A 20,809-nucleotide genomic window follows, 5' to 3' on the forward strand; every position below is an offset into this window, starting at 1 on the left:
TTGCCAATGAGATTCAATCACGGTCGAAGATGAAATTCGAAAATAGGCCATTCAGGCTCGAGGGGACTGAAATGCCCGCGTGATCCGTCGCAGCACGGCGTTCGCGTGATCGCCGGTGACCGCGGAAATCATCACCACGTCCAGTTTTGAAAGCTGTGGAAGCAGGCCGTCCCTCACCTCCCGCAGACCGGCAGGCGCTACACTTCGCGCCAGCAGTGCGACGCCGATCCCGGCTTCGGCAGCCGCTCCCACCGCCGTTGCCCCGGTTCCGACGAACACCTCACGCCAGGCAATGTCCGCCGCCTCCAGCGCCCGAAGGGCCATGGCTCGCAAATTGCAGGGCTCCGGTTGAAGCACCAGCGGTACCGGCAGGTTCGAAGGCAGATCGAAATCCGCGCTGCAGTACCAGCCGAAGCTTTCCTGAAACAGCAACTCGCCATCGCGGCGGATATCGTCATGCCGCAACACGACGATCGCATCGAGCGCGCCGGCATCGTAGAGTTCAAGCAGGGTCCTGGTGCCGGCCGTGCGCAGATGAAGTGTAACGCTCGTCTCACGCTCGCTGATCACCCGGAGTATCCGGGGCAGGTCGGCCCCGATCAAATGATGCGTGAAACCAATCGCGAGACGGGTCGGCTCCTGCCCAAAGACATCGAGCGCACGACGGCCGGCCGCGACATAAGCCCGCGCGGGCTCCAGAAAACGTTCGCCGGACGCCGTCAAACGCACGCGGCGCGGCGTCCGTTCGACGAGACGATGCCCCAGCATGTCCTCAAGCCTGCGCAGGCGCAGCGATATCGCCGCCTGTGACGTGTTCATCACGCCTGCAACCCGTGTGAACGACTGCAATTCGGCAACGAGAAGAAAAGCCTCGACGGCCTCGGGATCCAATGAGCGCATGTTTTGCATAACAAGCTGTTATCGCTGAAATGCGCAAGCCCCTAATTCTATCGGGTCCTCGCGAGCGCTATTGCACGAAAACTCTCGATAGGAGCTTTTCGTGTCTTCACAGATTTCCTCGACCTCGCCCACGCCAGCCGCCAACCGCCGGATCTGGGCAGTCCTTGCCGTCGCCGTCGCAACGCAAACCGCCGGCTCGTTCGTATCGCAGGGGATTTACATCCTCGTGCCCTTCTGGCGGGAAGCATTCGGCATCTCCCTCGCATCCGCATCACTGGCCGTGACCGTCATGAACGGTGTGCAGATCGTGACGATGTTCACGCTCGGCCGCGCCATCGATATTCACGGCGAGCGCCGCATTGTCGGCATTGCCATGCTTGGCATGGCGCTTGCGATGGCCTGCGCGGCGGCATTCGCAAACAGCCTGCCGGCGCTGCTTTTGTGCATCGCGTTTCTGGGCGGCACCTATGCCGCTGTCCAACCGGGCGGCACGCGGGCGATCATGCGCTGGTTCCCGCCTGCCAAACGCGGCATAGCGACAGGGTTTCGGCAGGCCGCGGTTCCTTTCGGAACGATGATCGCGGCCGCCCTCCTCCCGTTCCTGGCGGTTCGTTACGGATGGCATGCGGCAGCATGGCTCTGCGCCGGTGTTTCCGTCATGGGCGCCGCACTCTTCTGGGGTCTCTATCGCGAGGGAGGCGATGTGGCCGCAAAAACCGAGCGCCCGCTTCCCCTGGCAAGACTCGCCCGCGAGGTCGGGCAGAATCCGAGCTTCTGGCCCGTATTACGGCTTGGTATCGCCATGTCGGCATTTCAATTCACCCTCACCGCACACGTCATCGGCTTCATGGCGGATGGATTGGGGCTTGGCCTTTTTGCCGCATCGTCCATGTTTGCCGCAACGCAGCTTGCGGGCATTCCTGGCCGGATTTTGCTGCCATGGCTCAGCGACCGCTTCCGGCCCGGCCTTCGCACGCAATCCTTCGGCCTGGTATCCGTCATTGCCGCAGGCGCTGCCGCAATCCTCGCGGCTCTGCCCATCGGCACCCCGACGCCGATTATCCCCATTGTGCTTGTCGTGCTGGGAATATTCGGGATCGGGTGGTTTCCACTATATCTTCTTCAGATCGCCGAAAGCGCACCGAAAGGGTCGATAGCGTCGACGATTGCCTTCGCTTCCACGATCTGCCTGGGTGTCATGGCAATCGGCCCCTATATATTCGGCCTTCTGGTCGATCATCTTGGCTACGGAGCAGCATGGTTCGCACTGATCGTGCCGGTGGTCGTAACAGCCCTGCCCCTCACAATCTCATCGCCGCGCCTGCCGAAAGCTCAGATCGGCTCTTCATGAAACGGGATAGGCGCGGCGGCAATCGCAGACGTAAAAGTGCCGGTAGCCTTCAGGAAAACCTATGCGGCTGCCGCCTCGGCACCCTGCTCGAAGTCGTGAACGTGAAGAGCGATTTCAAAGCCCCGGCGTTTCAGCCAATGGGCAACGACCCTCGCGCGGGCGCCCAGCAGGTCATCCACCAGAATGACCCGGGCGCCGCGCACGGCAATGGTGCGATAGGCGACACCGAGAAGCTGGCCGCCTTCCGAAGAAATCGAACCTTTAAGGTGGGAGGCCGCGAATTCTTCCGGTGTTCTGACGTCGAGAAAATAGGTCGTTCGCGCCGTGTCCCGCAGCCATGTCTCGGCCGTGGCGCGATCGATGAACTGCAGCCCGTCATCGCGGGAAAACGCCTCCAGACGCGCCTTAGCGATATTTTTCGCGTCGTCGCTGGCGGACGGATATATCTGCGAGCGCCCCGTTTCCAGCTCAAACCCGTCATCCGTCCAGCCGCGCGTGCCATCGTGCAAATAGCTGACATCGTTTTCAACACCGGCGTCGATCAAGGTCTGCGCGCCGAGGATAGCACGGGGAAGGCCCGCGCAGGAGACGACAACCCGTGTTTTGGGCGATGGCACGAGGTCGGAAAACCGCAGCAGAAGCTCGGCCCCGGGTACGCCGATGGCGCCCGGCACATGCGCCTTTTCATATTCCGCTATGGTGCGGGTGTCGATGACGACAACATCTTCGCCGGCTTCCTGCCACGCCTTCAGTTCACGGGCGAAAACCACGGGCGTGTTCTTTTCACCCCGGACCTTCTGGACGAAAGGAACGCCGGGAATATCGAATGTCGGCAGGGCGTCGACGCCGCCGTCGATCCATGCCGGAATTCCACCCCGCAGAAAATGAATATCGCTCCAGCCTCTGGCGGCCAGCCGTTCCGCCGCCTGCTCCGCGCTTCCCTTGCCATCGTCCACCAGAACGGTACGCACGACAGGACGCGGAATGAAGCGGTCGATCTCCGCATCCAGCCTTTCGGCCGGAAGGTTGGTCGCAAACAATGGAGAAGCGTACCCCACCTCGTCTGCGGGGCGAATGTCGAGAACGGCAAGTTCCTTGCCATCTGTCAGCCACTCGATGAGACGGTCTTTGGTTACGGCATTTACGGACATTGCATATCCTCCTGACAAATTCTGGTTTTTCACATCGGGTTTCAAGCGGTCGGATCGAGCCATAGATCGCCGAAACTCCAGTTCAGCCCCTGCGCGCCGGTGACGTAGTTCCGGACGCGCCTGTGCGCCACGATCTGGCTTCCCGCCGCCACAAGATCGACCGAGGCGACGTCGTCATGGATGAGATGCTGGAACCTGCTCCAGGTCACCCAGCGCTTTTTCGGATCGGGCTCGATCGCCGCCGCCTCGAGAAGCTCATCCGCCTCCGGATTGGCGTAGTTGGCCGCGTTGGAAAAGGGCAGCCCGATCTTGAAATTCTTGCTCCAGTAAGCGCGCTGGATGCCAAGCGACGGATCGAAGGTGTTGGAAAGGGATTCCACCACCAGATCAAAGGCGCGGTCCGTGTAGACCGTCTTCAGATAGGTCGGCAGGTCGTATTTGCGGATTTCGACAGCGATGCCGATCTTTTCAAGCTGGCTGCGAAGGACATCGGCAAAGCCGGGCGTCAGATAGGAATTATATGTCAACCGCACCGGAAAACGCTTGCCGTCGTCCTTGCGGGGATATCCCGCCGCATCGAGCAATTTTTCCGCTTCCCGGGGATCATAGGCATGGGCCTTGACGGACGCATCATACCAGTTCGGCAGGGCGGTGCTGACCGGGCTCGGCGAAATCTGCGCATAACCGAAGAGCGCCACATTGACGATTTCATCGAGATTGATCGCCTTCGCAATGGCCAGACGGACGTCTTTCTTGCGGAAGACTTCGTTATCGTAATTGAAAAACAGCTGCTGCTGCGGGCCCGCATAAGCATAGGTGTTCGTATCCAGAACGAGATCTGGATTCTGCTTCAATCGCTCTAGATCCGCCAGCGGCACCGGGTTGTCGCCAATATCCACTTCTCCCGTTTCCAGCGCCACCGCCCGCGCGGCCGGGTCGGTGATGATGCGCAGGATGATGCGATCGAGATAAGGTTTGCCGGCATCCCAATAGTCGGGATTTCGTTCGAAGATCAGATGGCTGCCCGGCGTCCACTCCGTCAGCCTGAAAGGGCCGGTGCCAATCGCGGTCTGCAATGTCTGGCCATCGGCTGGTTTCAGCTTTTCGAAAATATGCTTGGGCACGATCGGCGATTCCGAACTCGATTGCGCGGCAATCAGAAATGGCGCCGGTTTGGACAGCACGATAATGGCGGTCAGGGGATCCGGCGTCTCCACCGCCTCGACGTTCTGATAGGTGATGCGGCCGCGCGGATGGGCTTCCTTCAGACGGAAAATCGAAAACGCGACGTCTTCCGAGGTGAAGTCCCGACCATCGTGCCATTTCACATTTGGGCGAAGTTTGAACGTATAACGAAGATGGTCATCCGAAACGGACCATTCCGTTGCCAGCAGCGGTTGCGGCTTCAGGTCGAAATCGAATGTCAGAAGACCTTCAACGATCTTCGGGCCGATTGCCTGTCCGGTCCCCGATGAGGTGTTGATGGCAAAAAGCGCGTTGCCGGGATCGACACGATAGAGCAGCCTGAGCGTGCCGCCGGAGACGGGCCGGCCCGCGTCGCCATTCGCTGCGAATAGCGACCCCGGCAGGGTCGTTCCTGCCGTTGCCAGAAGAAGCATCCTGTTGAACTGGCGGCGTCCAATCGTCATGAAAATCCCCGTTTGAAAACGTCGTTTCGATGACGAAAGGATCAGGGCAAATCAGGGTTTCCATAAGAAGAAAATTCTTCTTTGCCGCCAAAGAAAACATTTCTTGCAGAATTTTATTTCAGAACGCATGCAAACACGCGCCAAAATTTGTGCCGAATTATCCATTTTGCCCAAATCCTCGTTGCTTCCCTGCGGCCGATGGCGAATGAGAGGAAATCGCACTGGCGTTTCGTTTTGAATTCCCGTGGAAATGTTGTTTCACTGAAAAATCGGGATTGAGTAGGACATTGCTCGGCAGATGGGTCGGTGAAGCATATCAAATGATACATCTCACAGGCTTTCCAATCCCCGCCATGGGCCCTGCGGTCCATCACCAGCATTACGGAGTTTCTTAGCGATGAACCTGACCAGTCCGATTACCAAACTGGAAATACCGCAGCAGCGTGTTGAAGCCCGCTATGGAACGCAGACCGATTTTTCTCCGCCTTTCTGGAACGACACCATCGACGCCTTGCTGAACCACCGCACCGCCCGCGCCTATCTGCCGAAAGCTCTGCCACAGGGCAGCCTGGAACTTCTGGTCGCAGCCGCGCAATCTGCACCGACATCGTCCAATCTTCAGGCGTGGAGCGTGGTGGCGGTTCAGGACAAGGAGCGCAAGGCACGTCTGGCGGGCTTCACTGGCGGCAACGCCCATATAAAGGATGCACCTGTTTTCCTCATCTGGCTTATCGACCTGAAGCGGCTGCGCACGGTCGCTTCAAACCAGGGAAACAAAGGCGAAGGGCTGGATTATCTGGAAAGTTTCCTGATCGGCGCCATCGATGCGGCGCTGGCAGCGCAGAATGCTGTTGCCGCAATTGATTCACTCGGTCTTGGCTCCTGCTATGTGGGCGGTATCCGCAACAGACCGGAGGACGTGTCCCGCGAACTGAACCTTCCCCCCGAGACGGTTGCCGTCTTTGGCCTGACGGTCGGCTATCCCGACCCGGCGGTGAAAACCGATGTCAAACCGCGCCTGTCGCAATCATCCATTCTGTTTCATGAAACCTATTCGGAACCGGCGCGCGACGATCTCAATTCTTACGATGAGGTCCTGAAGGTGTTTCAGGAAAAACAGGGCCTGCCGCAAAACGGCTGGACGGCGCCCATCGCCCAGCGTGTGGAGAACGCCGCCGCGCTGAAGGGTCGCGCGGAACTGAGCCAGACATTGCGTCGCCTCGGTTTCGGCATCAAATAAACTCCGTTGCGGCTGACGGTATTGAACGCAGAGGCGCCTCCGGCTCGGCAATGCGACGCGCCGGCCAGGGGCAGCGCAATCTCTCCCGAAATCGCCGATTTCGGGAACTGATTTTCTATAAAATTAGTAGATATAGAATGACCGGTCTTCCTTTATGCCTCTCGAAGGCCTTACGATCCGTTCCAGACTGCTTCTGAACCGCATCCCGCCACCGTCCTCAATCGCCGCCCGCACAGACCGCCGAACCAATCAATAACCGAAATCCTCCGGAAAATCCGGAGTGTAAAAGACAGGACGAGAAACGACAGATGCCACGTTACGTTATCATTGGCGCCGGCGCGGTGGGCGCGAGCCTTGCAGCGCAGTTCGCACTTTCCGGCATTGATTATGCGCTTTTCGGGCGGGGCGCCCAAATAAGCCATATCAGGCAGCACGGCCTCACCTTCCAGCGCCCGGCGGAGACGCGGCAGATCGATCTGAAGGTTTTCGACCTGACGGATCTTCCGGAATTGACGCCGGACGATATCCTCCTGCTCACGGTGAAAGCTCAGGATGCCGTAAGCGCGCTCGCCTTCTGGTCCTGGCAAAGCGTCTCGAACGCGACGACACCGGCAGCGGCAAATCTGCCTATCGTCACTTTTCAAAACGGACTGGCGACAGAAGCGAATGCCCTGAGAACATTTGCCCGGGTCTATGGTGCAAGCATTCTGACACCGGCGCGGTTCACCGAAACCGGCAAGGTGGTGGTGGGCGGCGAGCCGCAATTGGGCATCGTGACAGTCGGGCGCTTTCCGCTTGGACAGGATGCCGTGACCGCGCAGGTCACGGCGGACCTGAACAGGGCAGGATATCTTGCCGAGGCAAGCGACGATATCCGCCGCTGGAAAGCAGCGAAGCTCCTTCACAACGTTCGCAACGTCCTCGAACTTTTCGACGGTTCGGCCGATCTGAACGACAGGATCAGCGCCGCTCTGGTGGATGAGGCCCGCCATGTGCTGGAAGCGGCAGGCTACACCCTTGCCTCGCCCTCCGAGCGAACCGTCGACATTTCGAACTGGCGGGTTGCGCCGAACAGCGGAATTCATCCGGGCCAGCAATCGACCTGGCAGAGTTTCAGGCGCGGAGCCTCGAGCGAAGTGGATTTCCTCAACGGCGAAATCGTTCTGCTGGGCCGGCTTCACAATGTTCCGACGCCCTATAACGAAGCCGTTCAAACGCTTGCCGGAAAACTGGCGCATCAGGGCGGGTTTTCAAAGCCGCTGCCACTCGATGCAATCACGTCTCTCATCGCCGCCCCGGACCGGACGGCGCATGCCAATCCCGTCGCTTCTTCATGACCGGCGGCCTGTAGCAGTGCGACTTTTGAAACGACAGTGTGAAACGATAATGCGAGAAGCCATATCAGACCATATCCTCGCCGCCGCCGGCACGCTCTTCTATCGCGAGGGCATCCGGGCTGTCGGCATAGATCGGATCATCGAAGAAGCGAATGTTGCGAAGGCGACGCTCTACCGGCATTTCCCGTCGAAGGATCACCTCGTTGCGGCCTATCTGGAAGCGCGTCATGAGCGCGTGATTTATTCGCTTCAGAAAGTGCTGGATGCGGACATGGCTCCGAAAGAGCAGATCCGGTTGATCTTCGAGCAGCTCCACGAAAAGGCCGACAGCCCGGATTTTCGCGGCTGCGCCTTCGCTCTTGCGGTTGCGGAACATGGCGAATCCGAGCGCGTCGTGGTCGTCGCGCGCGCCCATAAGGCGAAGGTCAGGGACGTGTTTGCCGCTGTTCTGGCAAGAGCCGGCAGCACCGTGGAGATTGCCGCCGCCCATCTTTCGCTTCTCTACGAAGGGGCCTTAGCGACCGTCGCCGTCGGGCGCGATCCCAAAGCAGTGCTGATTGCGCGTGACTGTGCGCTCTCCGTCTTCGACACGGCCGCCTCCAACGATCAACCCAACTGAAAGCAGCAGACAATGACAAAGACGATCGATTATTTTTTCAGCATCGGCTCTCCTTGGGCCTTCATCGGTCTTGAACCGTTTGCTGCGCTGGCGAAAGAACAGGGCGCCACGATCCGCCCTCATGTCATTCCGCTGATCGAGGAAAATGGCGGCATTTATTCGCGAAACCGGCCGGAGGCCAGACGCGCCTACTGGATCAGGGATCTGAAGCGCTGGGCGGCATTGCGCGGAAAAGTGCTGAATTTCGACAATCGCGCCGCGCTCTCGGATCCCGCACCGGCAGGCCTGATGGTTGCCGCGGCCGTCGAAACCGGCGAGGACTGGCTGAAGCTGGCAGTTGCGCTTCAGGAAGCCTTCTGGGTTCGCGGTGAAGACATCGGCAAGGCGGACGTCCGCCGGGCAATTGCGACAGCCGCAGGCTTTGATGCTGCAGCCCTCGATGAGCACGGCCAAAGCGATGCGGTTGCAGCATTGCAAAAGGCCAGCTTCGAAGCGGCGAGGACAGCCGGTGTGTTCGGGGTGCCGACCTATCGCTATCAGGATGAACTCTACTGGGGACAGGACAGCCTTCCGTTTCTCGAGCGTCATCTCAGGGGCGAAAAGCTCGCCGCCTGATATCGCCGCAAGAAGGCGGAGACAATCCCGGCGTTTTACCGGGCGGGGCGCTTCGCTTTCAATGTTTGAAGTCTGTCGCAGCATTCTGCTGCCAGGTTCCCATGGAATCTTCTCATGCCTGACCTCTCACCTCCTCTTATCCAATCGCTGCGGAACCTCCTCGGGGAGCGTCTTTCAACGTCACTGACACTGCGCGAGCAGCATGGGCGCGGCGAAGCGCATCATGCAGCCGTGTTTCCCGATGCGGTCGCTTTCGCCGAAACCACGTCTGAGGTATCCGAGATCGTGCGGCTATGTGCGGCGGAGGGGGTGCCCGTCATCGCTTTCGGCGCCGGCACTTCGCTTGAGGGGCATTTGACGGCTCTCAATGGCGGGGTCTCGATCGACCTTTCGCGCATGTCGAAGATAGCCCGTATCAGCATTGACGATCTGGATTGCACGGTTGAGGCCGGTGTCACGCGGGAGCAGTTGAACACATATCTGCGCGACATGGGATTGTTCTTTCCCATCGATCCCGGCGCGAACGCCTCGATTGGCGGCATGGCCGCAACCCGCGCTTCGGGCACCAATGCCGTCCGCTACGGAACGATGCGGGAAAACGTGCTCGGGCTGACCGTGGTGCTGCCGACCGGTCAGATTATCAGAACCGGCGGCCGCGCCAGAAAATCTTCCGCCGGATATGACCTGACGCGGCTGTTCGTGGGCTCGGAAGGAACGCTGGGGATCATCACCGAAGTAACGCTGCGTCTCTACGGAATTCCGGAAACCATCTCGGCCGCGCTCTGCTCTTTCGAGAGCGTCGAGCAGGCTGTGGCGGCTGCCATTCAGGTCGTGCAGCTTGGCATCCCGGTCGCCCGCATGGAGCTTATGGACCGTGGCCTGATCAGGGCGGTCAACGCCTATTCCGGGTTGGACCTGAAGATCGAGGATACGTTGGCTTTCGAGTTTCATGGCTCGCCCGCCGGCGTTCAGGAGCAGGTCGACATGGTATCCGCCATCGTGGAAGAACATGGCGGCAAGGATTTCGAGTGGGCCAATGCGCCTGAAGAGCGCAATCGTCTCTGGAAAGCGAGGCATAATGCGTTTTATGCCGTCGTATCGCAGAGGCCAAACGCCAAAGGCTGGTCATCGGATGTCTGTGTTCCGGTCTCGCAGCTCAGCAACTGCATATTGAAGACCCGCGAACTTCTAAAGGATTGCAGCGTACCGGCGGCTATCCTCGGCCATGTCGGCGACGGCAATTATCATGTCGTCTTCGCGGTCGATCCCGGCAATGCGGAAGAGCTCGGCGAAGTGGCGGCGATCAACAAGAAGATGGTGCGATATGCGCTGTCTGTCGGCGGCACCTCGACCGGAGAACACGGCGTCGGCACTGGGAAGATCGCTTATCTGCGCGAGGAACATGGCGAGGCGGTCGATCTGATGGCGCTCATCAAACATGCGGTCGATCCTGCCGGCATTATGAATCCCGGGAAAATCCTGCCGAACTAGAATTGCCACTTTGCAGTCGATGATCGTGAGGCCATGCGATGAATTCCTTCAAAACTCACAGTTCCCACTGGGGGGCATTCTCCGGACGGCTTGCAAATGGGCGACTGGAGATCGAGCCCCATCCCGGCGACCCGCATCCATCACCGCTGCTGGGCAATCTTCCGGCGATTGCCGACAGCCCCGTTCGCATCAGACGGCCTGCCGTCCGGCGTGGCTGGCTTGAACGCGAGACCGGCCACGCGCAGCGACGCGGCGCTGACGATTACGTCGAGGTCAGCTGGACCGAAGCGACGAAGCTGGTCGCCGATGAGCTGAGACGGGTCTATGACCGTCATGGTCCGAGCGCGGTATTCGGCGGCTCTTATGGCTGGTCGAGCGCCGGCCGGTTTCATCATGCACAGAGCCAGATTCACCGCTTCTTGAATGTCCTTGGCGGATATGTCCGGTCCGTCAACACCTATAGTTCCGGCGCCGCCATGGTCATAATTCCCCATGTGCTTGGACCGTATGACAGCTTCGACCGCAAGAGCGTGACCTGGGATGCGATCGAACGCAGCAGCGAGCTGGTGCTTGCCTTCGGTGGGATGGCGATCAAGAATGCCGATGTCCACGGCGGAGGGATCAGCACGCACACCGTTCGGCAGAAACTGGCCGGCGCGAGCGCTCGCGGTGCGCATTTCACATTCGTCAGCCCCCTGGCGGACGATTTTCCCGCTGATGCGGGTGCCGAGTGGCTTCCTATTACTCCCGGTACGGACGTGGCGATGATGCTCGGGCTTGCGCACGTCCTCGTCACGGAAGGACTGCACGACCGGAGGTTTCTGGAGCGTTATACGGTTGGATATGACCGGTTCGAAAACTATCTTCTTGGCAGGGAGGACGGCCAGCACAAAAGCCCCGAATGGGCGGCCGCGATCTGCAACATCGCCCCGGAAACGATCCGCAAGCTGGCGCGCAGGATGGCCGGTTCGAGAACCCTGATCACGGTCAGTCACTCGCTTCAGCGGGCCGATTATGGCGAACAGCCGGTGTGGATGGGCATCGTCCTTGCCGCCATGCTCGGCCAGATCGGATTGGACGGCGGCGGATTTTCCTATTCCCTCGGCGCGTTGGGCAATATCGGCAAGAACCTGCTCGCCGTTCCCTTGCCAACGCTCCAGCAATTCAAAAACCCCGTGCCGGACTATATTCCCTGTGCACGCATCGCCGATATGCTGCTCAATCCCGGTGCCGAGTTCCATTACAACGGGCACGTGCTTCGTTATCCCGATATCCGGCTTGTCTATTGGGCGGGCGGCAATCCATTTCACCATCATCAGGATATCAACCGGCTGCGGGCGGCTTTCAGACGTCCCGAAACGATCATCGTCCACGAATCCGCCTGGACCTCCACCGCTCGACATGCCGATATCGTGCTGCCCGCCACGACCACGCTTGAGCGTGACGACATCGGCGCTGCCGATCGCGATCCCCTGATGATCGCCATGAAGCGGCTGATCGACCCCGTCGGCGAGGCACGCGACGATTATGAGATATTCGCCGGGATTGCGCGGGAACTTGGCAGGTTCGATGCCTTTACCGAAAACCGCAGCAGCGGAGAATGGCTCGCCTTCCTGTACGAAACGACCCGTCAAGCGCTTGCGGCGGGCGGCCACGACGCACCGGACTTTGAGACCTTCTGGAAGCGGGGAGAACTGCTCCTTCCAGTCAAGCCAGACGACGGTGGCCCGGCGCGCGCTTTCCTTCACGACTCCGGGACGAAGCCGCTGGCGACACCGTCAGGAAAAATCGAAATCTTTTCCGAGACTGTCGAGAGCTTCGGATATGATGACTGCAAAGGTCATCCGCGCTGGTATCCGCCAAGAATGGAGACGCCCGATGATGCCCGCCTCCATCCCCTGCATCTTGTCTGCAATCAGCCGTATCAACGTCTGCACAGCCAGCTGGACTATGGCGATTTCAGCCGTTCGACCAAGATCAGGGATCGGGAGCCCGTCCGTATCCATCCGGCCGACGCTTCGGCCCGCGGAATAGCTGACGGCGATGTCGTCAGGCTTTTTAATGCGCGCGGCAGCTGTCTCGCTGGCGCCGTCATCAGTGAAGACGTCATGCCGGGCGTGATGCAGCTTGCCACCGGCGCATGGTTCGAGCCACAGGATGCCGCGGTGGACAATTCCATCTGCATCCATGGCAATCCCAATATCCTGACCCGCGACATCGGCACTTCGAAACTGTCGCAGGGTTCGACCGGCCAGATCGCCAAGGTGGAGATCGAGCTTTTCACCGGCGACTTGCCGCCCGTCAGGGTTTTCGAAGCCATGACATTTACGCCGCGTAACAAAGCGTCTTCGTCGCCAGGCCATCATCGAACGCCGGAACGAGACGGCAATTCAAGGGCGTCTGAAACGCCAATCCAAACAGTCGGCAAAATGGCGATAAAATAATTCACTAAATCGATAGAAAAAGAATAACCAGTCTTTCTCCCTCACGCCCGGCTGCTAGTTTATGGGCAAGATAAACACGCAACGAGGGACCGCGTCATGACTGGAATATGTAGAAGCGGGCGCGCTCCTCAGCCAAGCGAACTCCCACGAGCCGCTCGCTAACCCTCGCGACGCCCAACCCGACTGCCCAATGAATTCAAGCATTCTCCCGCTCGGCTGAAAGGCCGACGCGGCACCGGTTTGACATGCCTGTTGCCAATGACGGCGGCCGCATGTGCGTCCGCAGGAGATGCCGAAATTGCAACGAAAAAACTTTGAATTTTTCAGGATCATATCATGACAAGACGTTCTTTCTCATTCTCCCTGTCGCGTCGCCGGCTGCTTTTCACGGCCTCTCTGGCAGTCTCCGCCTCGCTGTTTTTATCGACAGCGGCACCTCTGAGCGCATTGGCGGCGGATACGCCGCGCGATGGCGGTGACATCACATTTCTGATCGATTCACTGGGCGACACCTGGATCCCAAACAACAGCGCCATCTCCAGTTTCCAGGGCCACATCTGGGGGCATGTGACGGACAAGCTGCTTTACGTCGATGCGGAAGGTAAAGTCAGCTCATGGATCGCCGAACGCTGGGAGCAGAACGACACCGCAACGGAATTCACCCTTCACTTGAAGAGCGGGGTGACTTTCTCGGATGGCGAACCGCTGGACGCGAAGGCCGTCGTCGCCAATCTCGACATCTGGTATGCCGGCCGCAAGAGCGAGGGGATCAATCCGATCGGCCTCTTCCCCAAGACCTACGATCACGCCGAAGCGGTCGATGCCACGACGGTCAAGGTATTCTTCAAGAAGCCCACGCTCGGTTTCATTCCAACCCTTGGCTATCACGGCTCCATCCTGATCTCTCCCAAGAGCATCGCCCAGCCTGCCGGCCAGCAGGCCGACCTCAGCAAGACCGCCGGCAGCGGACCTTACGTAGTGGAGTCCTGGAAAGAGGGCGACCATGTCACTCTGGTCAAGCGCAAGGACTATAATTGGGGTCCGGCCGCAGTCGGCCACACCGGACCCGCCTATCTCGATACCATCACCTACAAGCTGGTTTCGGAACCATCCCTCCGCGTCGCTTCCGTTCAGTCCGGTCAGGCGGACGTCGCCTACAATGCCTCGCCCCAGGAGCTGAAATCGCTCAAGGAGGAAGGTTTCACCGTCGCGACCCCGCGTTATCTCGGCTTCGTCAACGGCTGGGCGGTCAACACCAAGCTTCAACCCTATGATGACGTGAAGGTGCGTCAGGCGCTCCAGGCAGGCATCAACCGTCAGGAAATCATCGACACCGTCTATACGCAGGACTGGAAGCTTGCGACGTCGTTCATCCAGAGCAACGTCCCCGGCGCTACGGATCACAGCGATCTCCTCGCCTATAATCCGGACAAGGCGGAGAAGCTTCTGGACGAAGCCGGATGGGTCAAGGGCGCTGACGGCGTTCGGGTAAAAGACGGCAAGCCGCTGGAATTGACGATCCATTCCAATCCTTATCTGGCAACCTCGAAATCCGTCGATGAGCTGATTGCCCAGCAGCTCGGCCGGCTCGGATGGAAGGTCAACATCAGGGCTTATGATGTCGTGACCTACGGCGAGAAGGTCAAATTCGGCGGCGCCGCAGTTCCCGCATATGAAGTCACGCGCAGCTTCATCGACGCCGGCACCGTCGCCAGCATCCTGACCAACGCCAACAATGGCGAGAACTGGTTTGCGCTCGATGAGCGCGATGCGACGCTCAACGATCTGCGCGACAAAATCGCCGGCGCAGGTTCCGTCGAAGACCGAAAGCCGCTTCTGGACAGCCTGCAGAAATATCTGCTGGAACAGGGCTACTTCATACCGCGCACGCAGATCGTTCAGCGCATTTACGTGCAGTCGCCGAAGCTGAAGGGCGAAGTCTACAATGGTGTCGCTTACGCCAGCTATTACACAGCGTTCATTGCCGAATGAGGCCAGCACCCACCGAGTAACGTCAAGGAGGTGACGGCATGAGCAATGCCTATCTAACCTACGCCGCAAAGCGGCTCGGCCAGGCGATCGTCGTCATCCTTCTGGCCTATGTCTTCACCTTCGTGGTCGTCAGCGTTCTGCCTGGCGACCCGATCACCAGCGTTCTGCGCAACCCGCAGAACGGCTTTACGGAACAGGAGATCGCCGAAATCATTGCTGCACAGGGGCTGGACAGGCCGATCGTCGTGCAGCTCTGGCACTCCCTGTCGGCATTCCTGACGGGCGACCTCGGCATTTCCATGCGCTCCAATCGACCCGTCGTGACCCTGATTGCCGAGGTGCTGCCATCGACGCTGGTTTTGGCCTCCGCCGGGCTCGCGGTCGCCTTGATCCTCGCCTTCGCCGTTGCCTATGGCACGCAGGTCGTGCCGAAACGATATGGGCAGGGATTGCTGCGGGCCTTCCCCTCGCTGTTCCTGTCGACACCCAATTTCGTCATCGGCCTGTTTCTGATCCATCTCTTCGGTTTTCAGCTGAGGCTGTTCCGGGTCATCGAGCCCGACAGCTTCTGGGCGACGCTGTTTGCAGCGATCACCATCGGCATACCGTTTTCCGCGCAGATCGCGGAAGTCCTGATCGCCAATCTCGATCATGAAGCGGAGCAGGATTACGCGGCGGTTGCCCGCAGCCGCGGCATCGGGCCGAGAAGGCTTTTCACGACACATCTGCTCAAGCCCGCTTCGTTGCCGGTGGTGACGGTTATCGCCCTGACCGTGGGCGAGCTTCTGGGCAATTCGCTGATCACGGAAACCGTGTTCGGCCGCACCGGCATCGGCAGTCTCGTACAGCGCTCCGTCAGCACGCAGGACCTGCCCGTCCTGCAGGCCATCGTCTCGCTGGGAGCCGTGGTCTTCGTCGTCGTCAACCTCATTGCCGATCTTCTCTATCCGCTGCTCGATCCGCGGGTGAAAATTATCGTTGGCCGAAAACGTCGCCTGGCAACCGCCGACGACACGCCGCTTGGCCTTGAAACGGGGGCCAAACCATGAGCCTTATCTCCAGCCCGGTCTCCGGCAGCAATCCGTTCGAGAAGCTGAAAGCTCTCAACATCACCGCAACCGTCGCCCTTTCCCTCCTCGTCATCGCCATCGTCGTCGCCTGGTCGATTGCGCCGCAACTGTTCACCAGCCAGAGCCCGATCAACGGCGTTCCGGCCGACAAGCTTCTTGCGCCAAGTTTTGCGCACTGGTTCGGCACCGATCATCTGGGGCGCGATCTCTATACACGGGTCGTTTATGGCACAGCATCATCCGTATCGAGCGCCCTGGTCGCTGTCGTCATCGGCGTTTTCATCGGCGGGTTGATCGGTTTGCTCGCCGGATTTTTCGGCGGCTGGGTGGATATCGTCTTTGCGCGTTTTGTCGACGTGCTGCTGTCCATCCCGAAGTTCCTGCTCGCGGTCATCATCGTCACGGCCATAGGCTTCGAAACGATCAATGCGGCGATTGCGACGGGCATATCGGCCATTGCCTTTTTCGCCCGCGTGGCTCGCTCCGAGGTCATCAAGACCCGTCAGGCGACCTTCGTGGAGGCGTCCTTTCTGCTGGGAGGCTCGCGCCGCTACATCGTTTTGAGACACGTCCTTCCAAACGCATCCCGCTCGATGCTGCCGCTGGCCGTGCTGCAATTCGGCGAGTCCATTCTGGTGATCGCCAGCCTCGCCTTCCTCGGCTACGGCGACCCTCCGCCGTCTTCCGACTGGGGCCTGCTGATTTCAATCGGCAAGGACTACCTCAAATGGCCCTGGCTCGTTTATGCGCCCGCGTTCGTTACGATCGTGACCGTCCTCTCTGTCAACAGGATCAGCCGATGGCTTCGCAAATCGCACTGAAAACAGCGCCAATCCTTGCCGAGTTCGTGGCAGCGTCTCCACAACACGCGACGCCCCTCCTCGCGGTCGAAAATCTTGCCGTTGCCTACGGGCGGCAGGAGGTCGTCCATAATGTCGGTTTCGAAATCGGGCGCGGCGAAAGCCTTGCCCTCATCGGGGAATCCGGTTCTGGAAAATCGACAATCGCAAAAGCCGTGCTGCGGCTTCTTCCCAACGGTGCGAACGCCACGGGTCAGGTCGTTTTCGACAGGCAGAACATTCTGGCATTGCCGGAACGGCGTTTCAGGCCGTTTCGCGGCCGTGAAATCGGCTTCGTGCCGCAGGATCCGGGCAACTCTCTCAATCCGGTGAGAACAATCGGCTCGCAGGCGCTGGAGGCCGCAGCGCTGACGGAAGAGGTCAACCCTTCGATCCGCAAGACACTTATTCTCGAAACATTCGCCAAGGTGGGTCTCGACAATCCGCAACGGGTCTACGATTCCTATCCACATCAATTGTCCGGCGGGATGTTGCAGCGCGTGCTGATCGCGCTCGCAATATTGCCGCGCCCTGCACTGCTGGTGGCGGACGAGCCGACCTCGGCGCTGGACGTAACGATCCAGAAGCGCATCCTCGATCTCCTCTCCCGCCTTCGGGATGAGCTGAATATCAGCCTGCTTCTCATTACCCACGACCTCGCAATAGCGGCGGAGAGGGCAGACAATCTCGTCGTGCTGAAGAACGGCGTCGTACAGGAAGCAGGTAGGACGTCGGCCGTTTTTTCCTCCCCTTCCTCACCCTATGCCAAAAAACTCCATGGCGACGTGCCCGCGCTCAACCCGGAGCGTTATGCCAAATTCCGCGATCCGGGGTTCAGCCTTCTCGAGAGCGACAAATCGCCAAAGATTGCCGTCAGCGGCGTCACCAAGCGCTTCACCGTCGATGGCAAAACCCTGACGGCGGTGGACGATATTTCGTTTACGGTTCCGGCGGGCACGACCCATGCCCTCGTCGGCGAATCCGGCTCCGGCAAGACGACGACGATCCGCCTGCTGCTGGGGCTCGAAGAGCCTGAAAGCGGCACGATCACGGTTGCCGACGAGACCGTCACGAGCAAAAGCCGGGCTTCGCTCCGTTCCGTCTGGCGGCACCTTCAACTGGTTTACCAGAACCCGTTCACGTCACTCGACCCGACATGGACGGTGGAGCAGCTTGTTCGTGAACCACTCGACCGGTTCGAGATCGGGACGCCGAAAGAGCGCTCCGAGCGGGTACGGGAAGCTCTTGCGAATGTCGGCTTGAGCGAGCACCTCCTGGAGCGCAAACCATCGGCCCTCTCCGGCGGGCAGCGTCAGCGTGTGGCAATCGCCCGTGCGCTGGTCCTCAAACCGGATGTGATCGTGCTGGACGAACCCACATCCGCTCTCGATGTCAGCGTGCAGGCGGATATCGTCGAGGTTCTGCTGTCGCTGCAAGCGAAGCTCGGCCTGACCTATGTTTTCGTTTCGCATGACCTCGCCCTGGTCCGGCAACTTGCGCACAGCGTTTCGGTGATGCAGCGGGGACGCATCGTCGAGCATGGAGCCGTCACCGAGATTTTCAGCAATCCGAGACACGAATATACCGCGTCCCTGCTGAACTCCATCCCGTCGGGCATTGCCGGAACAGTTCGCATTCCCGCGGTTCGGCACGCTCTGCGCAAGGAGCAACTCGCATGAATATTGCAGCAGCTTCCCGCGACCTTCCCGGGTTGTTTCGACCGAAACAGCGGCTTGGCTTCAATACGCGGGTGTCGTTCAACGACGATGACGGTCCGGCACAGGGGTTGCGGCAGGGCATAGAATTGTTCAGGCAGGCGGAAAGGCTGGGTTATCAGTCAGGCTGGGCCTATCAGCGTCACTTCGACCATTATCTTTCTTCCCCGTTACCTTTCTTTGCGGCAGTCGGTCAGCATACGCGGCACATCACACTTGGCTCCGCCGTCATCCCGATGCGTTATCAGGACCCGATCCTTTTGGCCGAGGCGGCGGGAACGACCGATCTTTTGATCGACGGCCGGCTTGAGCTCGCCATTTCAACCGGGGCCAACGGCGCCTTCGACGCCGTTTTCGGAACCGTCGACACCGATGCCCGGACAGAGGCAAAGCGGCGCCAGTCGCGTTTCCTCGCCGCCATTGCCGGCGATGTTCTGCACATCGTTACGGAGCGGGACACGGGCGCGCCTGCGGGAGCCGAGTTGCGGGTAACGCCACATAGCCCCACCCTTCGCAGCCGTATCCGCCAAGGCTCCGCCAGCCTCGATTCAGCGATACAGGCCGCCGAACTCGGGATCGGCCTGATTTCAGGAACCGTCCTTCACGATCAGGCCGAAGGCGAGACTTTCGGTCAATATCAGGCGCGGATCATCGACGCCTATCGCACCCACTGGCTGCGCATCTGGAAAACGACGCCGCCGCCAGTCGCCGTTGCAGCTTCCGTTCTGGTCGGCACCACCCCGGAGCTGCAAGAGAAATACGCGGCCTACGATCTTGAGCGCCGCACGGCGGGAATTGCCGCCTCACGCCCGAAGGGTGCGCTGGCTCCTGCCGGCCAGCCGGTTGGCGCGCTGATTTCTCCGGTCTTTCAAGGCACACCGGATGCTGTCATCGAGGCGGTGTTGAGCGACCCGGGACTGGCAGCCGCAGATGAACTCGTCCTGTTTCTGCCTCCCGCTTTCGGACTGTCCGAAAACATAAGATTGCTCACCGATCTTGCGACGACGGTTGCTCCCTCTCTGGGGTGGAAACCCGCTTCCGATCACCAAGGGCCGGAGCAGGCGTCAATCCAGGGTTCTAGACCGCCAGCATAGCCAGGCAATATTTTCTACATTTTCCATAGAAATAGAAAGACCTGTCTTCCTCATATGCCATGCCGGCTTTAGCTTTTACCCGACACCCAGAAACACCAAGGAGCTCCCATGGCTGCGGAATTCATCAGCGTCAGCTTTCCCAACGCGTCCAATGATCTGAACCCCATCCCGGATGCTCCGGTCGATCCGCTCTTCCTGGAACGTTATGCGCGTGCGCTGGACGATTACGGTTTCAACTACACGCTCATCCCCTATTCCTCTTCCTCGTTCGATCCCTTCACACTGGGCGCGACGGTGCTTGCGCATACGAAGAACATCAAGATCATCGTCGCGCTCCGACCCAACACCGTTTATCCCACGGTTGCCGCCAAATCCCTCGCCACGCTCGACCAGTTGAGCGGCGGGCGCGTCGTCGTCCACTTCATCGCGGGCGGCAGCGACGAGGAGCAGGCGCGTGAGGGAGATTTCCTCAACAAGGAAGAGCGTTACGAACGTCAGGAAGAATATATCCGCATTCTCCGCCTTGCCTGGAGTTCGACCGAACCCTTCGATTTCGACGGCAAATATTACCAGTTCAAGCAGTTCCGCAGCGCCGTGCGTCCAACCAATGGCCTGATCCCGATTTCGCTCGGCGGCTCGTCGGATGCCGCCTATCGTATCGGCGGCTCGCTGTGCGACATTTTCGGCCTCTGGGGTGAACCGCTGGCTGAAACCAAGCAGCAGATCGACCGTATCTATGCCGAGGCCGCAAAAGCCGGCCGGACCGATCGCCCGCGCATCTGGGTTACCTTCCGGCCAATCGTGGCTGAAACGGATGAACTGGCCTGGGATAAGGCGCACAGGGTTCTCGACCGTCTGAACGAGAACCGCCAGAAGGGTCTTTCCCGCGCGCCGGTCAACGCAACACCACCCGCCAATATCGGCTCCCAGCGCCTGCTCGATATCGCCAAACGTGGTGATGTCCATGACCGCGCACTGTGGTATCCGACGGTCACCGCGACCAATGCAAGCGGCGCAACAACCGCTCTGGTCGGATCGCCGCGCACCATCGCCGACTCCATTCTCGACTATATCGATCTCGGCGCCGATCTGATTTCGATCCGTGGATACGACAATTATAACGATGCCGTCGACTACGGGCGATACATCCTGCCCCTCGTCCGCGAGGGCATTCGCGAACGCGAAGAGGCAAAGAAGAAGGCAGCCGCCTGATCACGGCGGTCCGGCTACGCCGTCGGACCCATCCACCTCTTCTTCCCGGACAGGGATCATCCACGCCCGCAACGGATGATCCCGCCCGCC

At 59.9% G+C, this 20,809-nt stretch carries 16 protein-coding genes; 13 read left to right on the forward strand and 3 right to left on the reverse strand.

From position 1 onward, the window contains the following. Window positions 1–51: 51 nt before the first annotated feature. Window positions 52–909: a LysR family transcriptional regulator gene (locus tag L901_RS25675; RefSeq protein WP_059761206.1), complete on the reverse strand. Its 858-nt coding sequence runs from the start codon at window positions 907–909 to the stop codon at window positions 52–54. Window positions 910–1,000: 91 nt separating this feature from the next. Here L901_RS25675 and L901_RS25680 point away from each other — a divergent pair, with 91 nt between their 5' ends. Further along, the gene (locus tag L901_RS25680) at window positions 1,001–2,251 is read left to right on the forward strand and encodes an MFS transporter (RefSeq protein WP_059761209.1); all 1,251 of its coding nucleotides are present in this window, start codon (window positions 1,001–1,003) and stop codon (window positions 2,249–2,251) included. A 59-nt stretch (window positions 2,252–2,310) separates the two neighbouring features. Here L901_RS25680 and L901_RS25685 read toward each other — a convergent pair whose 3' ends face one another. Both L901_RS25685 and L901_RS25690 read right to left on the reverse strand, forming a co-directional pair. Then, window positions 2,311–3,402, reverse strand: a complete 1,092-nt coding sequence (locus L901_RS25685; protein ID WP_059761211.1) for a rhodanese-like domain-containing protein — start codon at window positions 3,400–3,402, stop codon at window positions 2,311–2,313. A gap of 41 nt (window positions 3,403–3,443) precedes the next feature. Then, the gene (locus tag L901_RS25690; RefSeq protein WP_059761212.1) at window positions 3,444–5,051 is read right to left on the reverse strand and encodes an ABC transporter substrate-binding protein; all 1,608 of its coding nucleotides are present in this window, start codon (window positions 5,049–5,051) and stop codon (window positions 3,444–3,446) included. Between the two features lie 397 nt (window positions 5,052–5,448). On the opposite strand from L901_RS25690, the gene L901_RS25695 reads away from it, so the two are divergent. From L901_RS25695 to L901_RS25750, 12 genes are all read left to right on the forward strand, one after another. Then, entirely contained in the window at window positions 5,449–6,291 is an 843-nt protein-coding gene (locus L901_RS25695; protein WP_059761214.1) for an NADPH-dependent oxidoreductase, read from the forward strand. A 308-nt stretch (window positions 6,292–6,599) separates the two neighbouring features. After that, window positions 6,600–7,628 carry a ketopantoate reductase family protein gene (locus L901_RS25700; protein WP_020812384.1) on the forward strand — a complete coding sequence of 343 codons (1,029 nt, stop codon included), beginning with the start codon at window positions 6,600–6,602 and terminating at the stop codon, window positions 7,626–7,628. A 49-nt stretch (window positions 7,629–7,677) separates the two neighbouring features. Beyond that, window positions 7,678–8,247, forward strand: coding sequence for a TetR/AcrR family transcriptional regulator (locus L901_RS25705; RefSeq protein ID WP_020812385.1), 570 nt, complete (start codon window positions 7,678–7,680; stop codon window positions 8,245–8,247). Window positions 8,248–8,259: 12 nt separating this feature from the next. Further along, entirely contained in the window at window positions 8,260–8,862 is a 603-nt protein-coding gene (locus L901_RS25710; RefSeq protein WP_020812386.1) for a 2-hydroxychromene-2-carboxylate isomerase, read from the forward strand. 114 nt (window positions 8,863–8,976) lie between these two features. After that, window positions 8,977–10,353, forward strand: coding sequence for an FAD-binding oxidoreductase (locus tag L901_RS25715; protein ID WP_035262724.1), 1,377 nt, complete (start codon window positions 8,977–8,979; stop codon window positions 10,351–10,353). A gap of 38 nt (window positions 10,354–10,391) precedes the next feature. After that, complete coding sequence (locus tag L901_RS25720; protein ID WP_059761216.1) at window positions 10,392–12,797, forward strand: molybdopterin guanine dinucleotide-containing S/N-oxide reductase; 2,406 nt, start codon at window positions 10,392–10,394, stop codon at window positions 12,795–12,797. Window positions 12,798–13,133: 336 nt separating this feature from the next. After that, the gene (locus L901_RS25725; protein WP_059761218.1) at window positions 13,134–14,789 is read left to right on the forward strand and encodes an ABC transporter substrate-binding protein; all 1,656 of its coding nucleotides are present in this window, start codon (window positions 13,134–13,136) and stop codon (window positions 14,787–14,789) included. Window positions 14,790–14,827: 38 nt separating this feature from the next. Next, the gene (locus L901_RS25730) at window positions 14,828–15,838 is read left to right on the forward strand and encodes an ABC transporter permease (protein ID WP_059761220.1); all 1,011 of its coding nucleotides are present in this window, start codon (window positions 14,828–14,830) and stop codon (window positions 15,836–15,838) included. Then, window positions 15,835–16,680, forward strand: a complete 846-nt coding sequence (locus tag L901_RS25735) for an ABC transporter permease (protein ID WP_059761222.1) — start codon at window positions 15,835–15,837, stop codon at window positions 16,678–16,680. Before L901_RS25730 ends, L901_RS25735 begins: the two co-directional genes overlap by 4 nt. Beyond that, on the forward strand, window positions 16,659–18,377 hold the full coding sequence (locus L901_RS25740; protein ID WP_059761224.1) for an ABC transporter ATP-binding protein: 1,719 nt from the start codon (window positions 16,659–16,661) through the stop codon (window positions 18,375–18,377). The genes L901_RS25735 and L901_RS25740 overlap by 22 nt, the downstream gene beginning before the upstream one ends. Then, complete coding sequence (locus L901_RS25745) at window positions 18,374–19,507, forward strand: LLM class flavin-dependent oxidoreductase (protein ID WP_059761227.1); 1,134 nt, start codon at window positions 18,374–18,376, stop codon at window positions 19,505–19,507. The genes L901_RS25740 and L901_RS25745 overlap by 4 nt, the downstream gene beginning before the upstream one ends. A 108-nt stretch (window positions 19,508–19,615) precedes the next feature. Beyond that, window positions 19,616–20,719, forward strand: a complete 1,104-nt coding sequence (locus tag L901_RS25750; RefSeq protein ID WP_003521836.1) for an LLM class flavin-dependent oxidoreductase — start codon at window positions 19,616–19,618, stop codon at window positions 20,717–20,719. The last annotated feature ends 90 nt before the right edge of the window (window positions 20,720–20,809 follow it).

Source organism: Agrobacterium sp. D14 (assembly GCF_001526505.1).
Classification (GTDB): domain Bacteria; phylum Pseudomonadota; class Alphaproteobacteria; order Rhizobiales; family Rhizobiaceae; genus Agrobacterium; species Agrobacterium leguminum.